The organism is Limnospira sp. PMC 289.06, from assembly GCF_032350395.1.
GTDB classification, from domain to species: domain Bacteria; phylum Cyanobacteriota; class Cyanobacteriia; order Cyanobacteriales; family Microcoleaceae; genus Limnospira; species Limnospira platensis.
This window is the reverse complement of record NZ_JARPLC010000176.1, coordinates 1-7,490: the sequence shown is the minus strand read 5'-3', so window position 1 is coordinate 7,490 and position 7,490 is coordinate 1. Positions and strand designations below refer to the sequence as shown.

The window sequence follows — 7,490 nt, the reverse complement described above, 5'->3', positions numbered from 1 at the left end:
CGGCGGTTATTTCGGGTATTGCAACCCTATTTCATGCCTGAACGTCTCGCACTTTTAAGATAGTGTTTACCTAGAATCTGTCTAGCTTTGCCTCTGTTTTTTGAACCTTTAACCTTCTTCGATACGCGACGGTGACTACGTTTTAAGACCCGTTCGCCTTTTCTCAGGAATCTAGGATTTTCAACGGTGACTCCGTTTGAATCGGTGTAATACTCTTTCAGTCCAACGTCTAAGCTAATGGTATTGCCTGTCGGCGCTGTGTTTTCTTTCCTGTCAACGTTAATACAGAATTGAACGTACACACCATCAGCACGTTTCACCAGTCTTACCCGTTTGATCTGGCTGACTTGGTAAAAGTGTAAATCGCGTGTACCTTTGATTTTGAGTTTACCAATTCCTTTTTTATCTGTGAAAGTTATTGATTTTCTGTCGTCTGCAAGTTTCCACCCGGTTGATTTATATTCAACTGAGCGACAATCTTTTTGAAACTTCGGATACCCCTTTTTACCGGGAATATTCTTCTTGCAGTTTTCATAAAATCGAGAGATAGCTGACCAAGCTCTTTCAGCACTGGCTTGTCTCGCTTGAGAATTGAGTTCGTCGGTAAATGGAAAAGTCGCTGCCAGCACCGCACAGTATTTGTTCAAATCGTACTTATTCTTTTTAGGATTATCCACCCAATAGCGCCAACAGCTATTGCGGACAAACTGCGCTGTACGAATGGCTTCAGCTACTGCGATGAACTGGCTTGATTTTCCGTAGGTTTTGAACTCAAAAACTAGCATGGCTCTACCTCCTATCTTATGCTAACGCCATCAGCACAAAATATTCGATATTGCCACAAAAATTTACAATTCAAGCCGTCCTAGAAGGACGGGGTTTTAGACCCAGTTTCTTGATAACCCGCCACTCCATAATCCCCATAATTCGCGATCGCTTGTTCAAAACTCACACTATGTTAAGTTTTGTAAACAAAAATTAAGAAATGTTGCGAAAAATTTTTTTGGGCGGGGTTGCTTGCTTTTGTCGCTGACTCGTGGTATCATTTTAAATAATCGAATTATTGACATTTTTTTATTTTTGTAAATGTAAAATTATTAAATAATATTTCCATATACTACCACTACTCCCCGCCACCTGTCAACCCTATTTCCGAATTAATTATTAATTGTAGGGGCGCGCCTCTGCTGTCAATTCTCAATTCCCCACGACCAGAGGCATAAACCCGCCCTACCCCACCGGGGAATTACAGGGGAAGGGGGAAGGTGCGTCAGTTGATAATTATCCGGTTCTCATCGCCATAGTCGGGGGTCTGACGCACCCTACAGTCGGGTGATCAATTATCCCGTTAAGAAGCCTCAGCCGGACGTATCCATAAACGATTATCAGAAGTAGCAGCAAACAATTTCCCTTCACTAGCAGCCATAGCCACCACATTATTAGCATGACCAATTTGCTGCCAGATCAAATCTTCGTGGACAGTATCGCGCATCCAGAGATTATTGTCAGAAGTAGCAGCATAAAGTTTTCCACCCGTAGCAGTTAATCCCACCACATTATTAGCATGACCAATCTCGACCCAAGGAATATCCTGAGTATTGACCTCCCGAGTTAATAACTTATTATCCGAAGTAACAGCATAGAGATTACCGTCACTGGCGGTCATGGCTATCACCTTCTCAGCCTGACCAATCTTATCCCATTTGATATCCTCAGCCACCCCTTCGCGGACCCAGAAGGAGCCATCTTGGGTAGCAGCAAATAACATATTATTAGTGGCAGCCATAGCGACAGCCTGATTAGCCTGACCAATCACCTGCCAGTTAATATCCCCAGGGACAGCCACCCTAATCCACAACTTATAATCTTGAGTAATTGCATAAAGGGCACCATCCATGGCAGCCATAGCGACCACATAGTTAGCATGACCGATGTGTTCCCAATTGCTCTCTCTTCTATTAATACTCATTAAAACAGACTCCTTCAGTTTTAAAGATCTGATGGCAGACCCATCATAGCCAAATAATTAACAAAATCAACCCCATGCCGACCCGGGGATGCGATCGCTCAACAATAGCCTTTAGACATGGGGTTGTTTGTGCCTATAGCTAAAAACCCAAACAATCCCTAGTTAGGACATAGCTTGGATAATAAAGTCAAAGTAAGGGGCTGCCTCCTTAGCATCTTCATCATCCAAAAGCGCCAGAGATGCTTCCTTGAGGCAACGGATAGCCTCTACCATTCCCGGCATAGGAACACCCAGAGAATTGTACATTTCCTTAACCCCAATCAAGCCAATGCTTTCAATAGGATCTTTATCTCCAGACAGAATGCCATAAGTAATTACACGCAGATACCAGCCATAGTCCCGCAAACACAAGGAACGTTCCCGCTGTCCAGCGGCATTACCACCGGGGGCAATAAAATCTGGGCGCTTCTTCCACAGTTGTGCGCTAGCACGGTCAACAATCTTTTTTTCGTTTTCGGTAAGTGTATCGACAATCCGCAACCTTTGCTCACCAGTTTTCAAGAAATCACTAATATTCTTGAGTTCCCCAGTGGTCGGGTAACGGAGTTCATCATCGGCCTTGAGAATAACTTGGCTTACTACAGTCATCGTTTTTCAAACAGATAAACAATAATTTCCGGTCGAGATAGCCTTGACAGCCTACCCCCCTATTGAGAATGGTACATTAAAGTTTCCCCTCATAGCGATCCTAGTCTAAATACTGGGGGTTATCGGTACGGCTTATGCTTACTAGTATTATTCAGGTTGACCCACTGATATATTCTCGCGATCGCATCCTCAACAGATTGTCCCAGTCTGAGGGAGTGTTGCTGCCTCATATACTCCCCCTTTAAAATAATCCTTCCCAATAAGCCTGTCAGACCACTAACATTAAGTAGTTTAGCGATTCAGGGCTACAGACAGCAAAAAGCCCCCAAAGGTTTTAGCCTGATCATTTCACACTATCGGATTCAACACTATGGCAACTTGGCAGCAAGGTCAACAGATAGAAGTCTCAATTACAGATTTAGCAGAAGGCGGAAACGGAGTCGGACGATATCAAGACCGGGTTGTGTTTGTCCCAGATACTGTCCCAGGCGATCGCGCTTTAGTCAGACTCACACGGGTTAAGTCTAAATACGCAGAAGCCAAAATACTGCAACTGCTCACAAGCTCTTCATCCCGTATCCGTCCCCATTGCATTGTCGCCGACAAATGTGGGGGCTGTCAGTGGCAGCATATAGATTATCACTTCCAACTAGAAGCTAAAAGGCATTTAGTCGTTAATGCCTTAACCAAAATCGGGGGATTTATTGAACCACCAGTAGCCCCAGTTTTGCCCTCCCCCCAACCCTTAGCCTATCGCAATAAAGTTACCTATCCCCTACGATTATCTTCTACGGGTCAGGTACAAGCTGGATATTATCAAAAAGCCAGCCATCGGTTAATTAATTTGAATCAGTGTCCAGTGCAAGATCAGCACCTCAATCCTTTATTGGCTAACATTAAACAGGATATCCAAAATCGTGGGTGGCTGGTTTATAATGAACAACAACATACTGGCACTATCCGCCATCTTTCTTTTCGCATAGGGCGGCGCACAGGAGAAATTTTGCTAACTCTCGTCGTCAAAGATAATAACTTACCACAACTTAAAGAACAGGCAGAACTCTGGCTACAGCAATATCCACAATTGGTAGGAGTTTGTCTTAATCTCAACAGCGATCGCACTAATACTATCCTTGGCAAAAATACCCATTGTCTCATCGGCAAACCTTATATACATGAGATATTTGCTGATTTAAAGTTTCGCTTGACTGCCGACACTTTCTTTCAAGTCAATACCGAAGCTGCCGAATCTCTGTTATCAGCTATTTCCTCAGAGTTGAATTTGCAGGGTCACGAAATCCTAGTAGATGCTTACTGTGGTATCGGCACCTTTACTCTACCCCTAGCCAAGCAATTAGGACAGAATTTCCCCCCAAAAGAAATTAGGGTGATTGGTTTAGAGTCGCAAGCAGGGGCGGTAGAACAAGCTATTTCTAATGCTGATTTAAATGACATTAATCATGTACAATTTCGCGTCGGTTCCGTTAAACAACTCTTGCCAAAAATACCATTTAAGCCCGATATAGTTGTCCTAGATCCACCCCGACAAGGATGCGATCGCACCGTCATTCAAACTCTCTTAAATCTACAGCCTCAACGCATTGTTTATATCAGTTGTCGTCCCGTTACTTTGGCACGAGATTTACAACTACTCTGCGAAAACGGCATTTATCAACTCACCAAAGTACAACCTGTCGATTTTTTCCCCCAAACCTCCCACGTTGAATGTGCAGCCTTTTTGACTCTTAGTCACTAATCTAACTCATGCCCAAAAACTCCTTCCACCCCTCCCTCCCTCTGGTGAATTCCCAAATTTACTATTGACATCTGATGAGACTTGACCTATAATAGTATCATGGGAAAATGTGCCGACATATATATGGCTGTGCTGGGTAGCCCAGCCCCTATCGGCAACCCTATTCCCTAATTCTGACTTGAGTCCAAAACAGTTGCATGAGACCAACTCCAGTCAGACCAGCAACTATAGCCCAGGTGAGAGTCAAACCAATAACATCTCCCAAAAAAAAGCCGGTCAACTGGCGCAAAATGCCGCCTAATACCCATCCTATAGGTAATCCCACCCCCCAACACACAACACTAGCCACCACCCAGCGACCGCCCCCAAATACCGACTCTCGCAAAACCCACCATTGAAAAAGTCCCAGCGCCACACCCACCTTCGCCCCTTCTAGGACTCCATAAAACAGGCGGAGAAACAGGTTAAGGGTCCGCGGTGCCATCCAGCCCATAGCACCTATAGGAGTTAACCCCATTAAACACCAAGCGATCGCACTAACCCAAATCCAACGCCAGGGGTAAGCAATATGGTGACGGAGGACAAACCATTGCGCGCCGCCAACACTCAACCCCCCAACAACTCCCACCAACCAATTAACATCAGGACGTTCTCCCACTTCTATCCATAGCAAACTCACCAGAAACCCAGCCACAGTGACAGCCACCCACCGGACCAAAAATCTACCTTCAGCTTTAACCAGAGACACGGACCTAGAAAGCCACCACATGATCAGTTAGAAAAGCGATGCCAGGAGAAGTATTCTAGCAGGGGGTCTAATTTATCATAGCATACCAAATCAGCAATTAATTCAGCGGTAATAGGGGCTAGTAGAATACCATTACGGTGATGACCTGTAGCTAGAGTTAAATTCTCAAAGGGACTTCTACCCAAGATAGGTAATTCGTCGGGGGTAGTAGGGCGAAAACCGGACCAAAATTCCTCAATGGGAAACTCTGCGAGTCCGGGATAAAGTCGGGTAGCCTCTGATAGCAGAGTATTTATTCCTTTGGGGGTGAGACTCTTATGAAAACCGACATTTTCGGCCGTAGCCCCCAGGACGATTAAACCATCACGGCGTGGTACAATATAAATACCAGACCCAAATAGAACTTGTTTCAGGGGTAGTTCCGAAATATAATCAGGGACTCGCAGTGATAACATTTGACCTTTTATGGGGTACACTGGAATAGGCAGGATTTGACCTGACCAAGATCCGGCCGCGAGAATGTAGTGAGAACCTACGATCGCCCCTTGGTTGGTGTTGATTTGCTTAACTTGATTAGTGGTGGTGGCGATTTCTTGGACTTCTACACCATCCCTAATTTGTATGCCTAATTGTTGGCTGGCATGAATTAGCGATCGCATTAATAGGCGGCGGTTGTCAACTTGGCCATCTTGTGGAAACCACCATCCCCCAACCACTTCTGAACTTAAACCGGGTTGCTGAGTGATCAGCTGATCTGCTTCTAGCCAGATAGCCGGACTCTCAGGAGTTTGGGGTAGTTTTGTTTGTTGGGGATATTCATAAACCGGGGCGAGAATACCACAAGGCCAATAGCCGGTATCTAAGCCAGTGAGGTGTTGAATTTTGCTAGTCCACGGTTGATAAAGCGATCGACTACGGAGGGCTAAATCAAGCAGAGGACTTGGGGGAATTCTTTCAGCCTGGGGTGCTAACATCCCCGCCGCCACATATCCCGCCGCCTCTTGAGTATTGCGGCTACAGACAGTGACAGTTGCGCCTCGCCATTGGAGAGCGATCGCCACAGATAACCCAACAATACCACCACCTATAACAATTATATCACTTTTTTGATGACTTGAGGTACTCATTGTTAGTCACAAATTCTGAATTATCAATTAATTTAGATCTGACCTCTGACGCGGTAAATCAATGTAGTCTCAGTTTTTTTTCTTGTCGTTGGGGGTATCGGTTGGAGGAGGGGAGTGGCTGTCAGAAGACTTTAGGGCTTCATCTAAAACCATTCTAGCAGCTTCAGCATGGCTGCGCGCTTCCCGGTAGCGGAGGTTAGCGACCGCAAAATTTTTCAAAGCCTTAAACCCTTCTTTGAGGTCAGTAATTTCTTCCATGGTGGTAGTTTGGTCACTAAAGAGGATATCAATTTGGTCACGGGCTTTTAGGGCTTCTTCGCGAGACTCCATCATTTTCAACTTGAGTGAAGCGAGGTTGCTAAGGGTCTGGACAGCTTCCGTGACAGCATCTTCTTCTCCAATAGTTGCCATAGAGGTTTCCTTAACCTCCACAAACTGCTCTGGACTAAAGCCATCTTCCAACTCAGTGGGTAATTTTCCATTATCCATAAGTTCCATAAGTTTATCCATAGCCTGTTCACGGGCTTTAGGGGAGTCTTTACCCCGGACAGACAGGAGAATTTCTGGACTTTGGGGGAGGGTGTAGCGAACCATATTGACACAGATTGCCTAGAATGACTATTGAGATAAATATTTTAGCAGAATCCGAACATGAAAGAGCAAGTTATTCTCTGGTTGAACCGCCTTTTGGTAGCGGATGTGTTTCTGGTGTTATTGAGTTTCCTGTGGTTGGCGATCGCTGTTTTGGGTAAATCTATGGGGGTTAACCTGGGATTAGAACTGTGGTATCAACTCTGGGAACCTGTTTTCACTCCGGCGATCGGTCTATTAATGGCTGGTGCGTTACTAATCGGGGCTATGAATCAAATCTCTAAATGGTTAGTACGTCCTAATTCCCAATCGTAATCTATAATCCCCCAAACACTTAATGATTAATAGTCGATAGTTGACTCTCTCAATTATCGACTTTCCCTTTTCGGGAGACTCTCCCAACTTCCGACTCCTGAAAACCTCCACATTTTCAAGTCAACCCGGAAACTGTTATGTGGGTAGGTTATATGAGAGTAACTCTCGCAACTGGTGACTTTCCGTTTTCGGGAAACTCTCGCAACTCGTGACTTTCCGTTTTCGGGAGACTCTCCCAACTTCCGACTCCTGAAAACCGCCACATTTCCAACTCAACCCGGAAACTGTTATGTGGGTAGGTTATATGAGAGTAACTCTCGCAACTCGTGACTTTCC

7 protein-coding genes and 2 pseudogenes are annotated in these 7,490 nt (G+C 45.1%); 2 read left to right on the top strand and 7 right to left on the bottom strand.

Annotated elements, in window-relative coordinates; translation table 11 throughout:
* Positions 1 to 41: 41 nt before the first annotated feature.
* The 3 genes and pseudogenes from P5674_RS22155 to P5674_RS22145 form a co-directional block, all read right to left on the bottom strand.
* A pseudogene (locus P5674_RS22155) lies at positions 42 to 785 on the bottom strand (RNA-guided endonuclease InsQ/TnpB family protein); the annotation flags it as partial.
* A 563-nt stretch (positions 786 to 1,348) separates the two neighbouring features.
* Complete coding sequence (locus P5674_RS22150; protein ID WP_006616660.1) at positions 1,349 to 1,969, bottom strand: PQQ-binding-like beta-propeller repeat protein; 621 nt, start codon at positions 1,967 to 1,969, stop codon at positions 1,349 to 1,351.
* A 162-nt stretch (positions 1,970 to 2,131) separates the two neighbouring features.
* Complete coding sequence (locus P5674_RS22145; RefSeq protein ID WP_006616661.1) at positions 2,132 to 2,617, bottom strand: allophycocyanin subunit alpha-B; 486 nt, start codon at positions 2,615 to 2,617, stop codon at positions 2,132 to 2,134.
* A gap of 370 nt (positions 2,618 to 2,987) precedes the next feature.
* Between P5674_RS22145 and rlmD the strand changes: the two genes are divergently transcribed.
* Positions 2,988 to 4,373 (top strand): 23S rRNA (uracil(1939)-C(5))-methyltransferase RlmD, encoded by a 1,386-nt coding sequence (gene rlmD / locus P5674_RS22140; protein WP_006616662.1) that lies wholly within the window; start codon positions 2,988 to 2,990, stop codon positions 4,371 to 4,373.
* 160 nt (positions 4,374 to 4,533) lie between these two features.
* On the opposite strand, the gene P5674_RS22135 is transcribed toward rlmD, so the two are convergent.
* From P5674_RS22135 to P5674_RS22125, 3 genes are all read right to left on the bottom strand, one after another.
* Positions 4,534 to 5,142, bottom strand: a complete 609-nt coding sequence (locus tag P5674_RS22135; RefSeq protein ID WP_043468505.1) for a hypothetical protein — start codon at positions 5,140 to 5,142, stop codon at positions 4,534 to 4,536.
* A 2-nt stretch (positions 5,143 to 5,144) separates the two neighbouring features.
* Positions 5,145 to 6,248: a glycine oxidase ThiO gene (gene thiO / locus P5674_RS22130; protein ID WP_014276375.1), complete on the bottom strand. Its 1,104-nt coding sequence runs from the start codon at positions 6,246 to 6,248 to the stop codon at positions 5,145 to 5,147.
* Between the two features lie 69 nt (positions 6,249 to 6,317).
* Positions 6,318 to 6,842 carry a hypothetical protein gene (locus tag P5674_RS22125; protein WP_006616665.1) on the bottom strand — a complete coding sequence of 175 codons (525 nt, stop codon included), beginning with the start codon at positions 6,840 to 6,842 and terminating at the stop codon, positions 6,318 to 6,320.
* Between the two features lie 57 nt (positions 6,843 to 6,899).
* On the opposite strand from P5674_RS22125, the gene P5674_RS22120 reads away from it, so the two are divergent.
* Positions 6,900 to 7,154, top strand: coding sequence for a hypothetical protein (locus P5674_RS22120; protein WP_006616666.1), 255 nt, complete (start codon positions 6,900 to 6,902; stop codon positions 7,152 to 7,154).
* A 148-nt stretch (positions 7,155 to 7,302) separates the two neighbouring features.
* Here the strand turns inward: P5674_RS22120 and P5674_RS22115 are convergent.
* Positions 7,303 to 7,490: pseudogene (locus P5674_RS22115) on the bottom strand (hypothetical protein); the annotation flags it as partial.

Excerpts from the sequence above, each read along its gene's own strand:
- rlmD (WP_006616662.1), top strand. The coding sequence starts at position 2,988 with ATGGCAACTTGGCAGCAAGGTCAACAGATAGAAGTCTCAATTACAGAT.
- P5674_RS22125 (WP_006616665.1), bottom strand. The coding sequence starts at position 6,842 with ATGGTTCGCTACACCCTCCCCCAAAGTCCAGAAATTCTCCTGTCTGTC.
- P5674_RS22135 (WP_043468505.1), bottom strand. The coding sequence starts at position 5,142 with ATGTGGTGGCTTTCTAGGTCCGTGTCTCTGGTTAAAGCTGAAGGTAGA.
- P5674_RS22120 (WP_006616666.1), top strand. The coding sequence starts at position 6,900 with ATGAAAGAGCAAGTTATTCTCTGGTTGAACCGCCTTTTGGTAGCGGAT.
- P5674_RS22150 (WP_006616660.1), bottom strand. The coding sequence starts at position 1,969 with ATGAGTATTAATAGAAGAGAGAGCAATTGGGAACACATCGGTCATGCT.
- P5674_RS22145 (WP_006616661.1), bottom strand. The coding sequence starts at position 2,617 with ATGACTGTAGTAAGCCAAGTTATTCTCAAGGCCGATGATGAACTCCGT.
- thiO (WP_014276375.1), bottom strand. The coding sequence starts at position 6,248 with ATGAGTACCTCAAGTCATCAAAAAAGTGATATAATTGTTATAGGTGGT.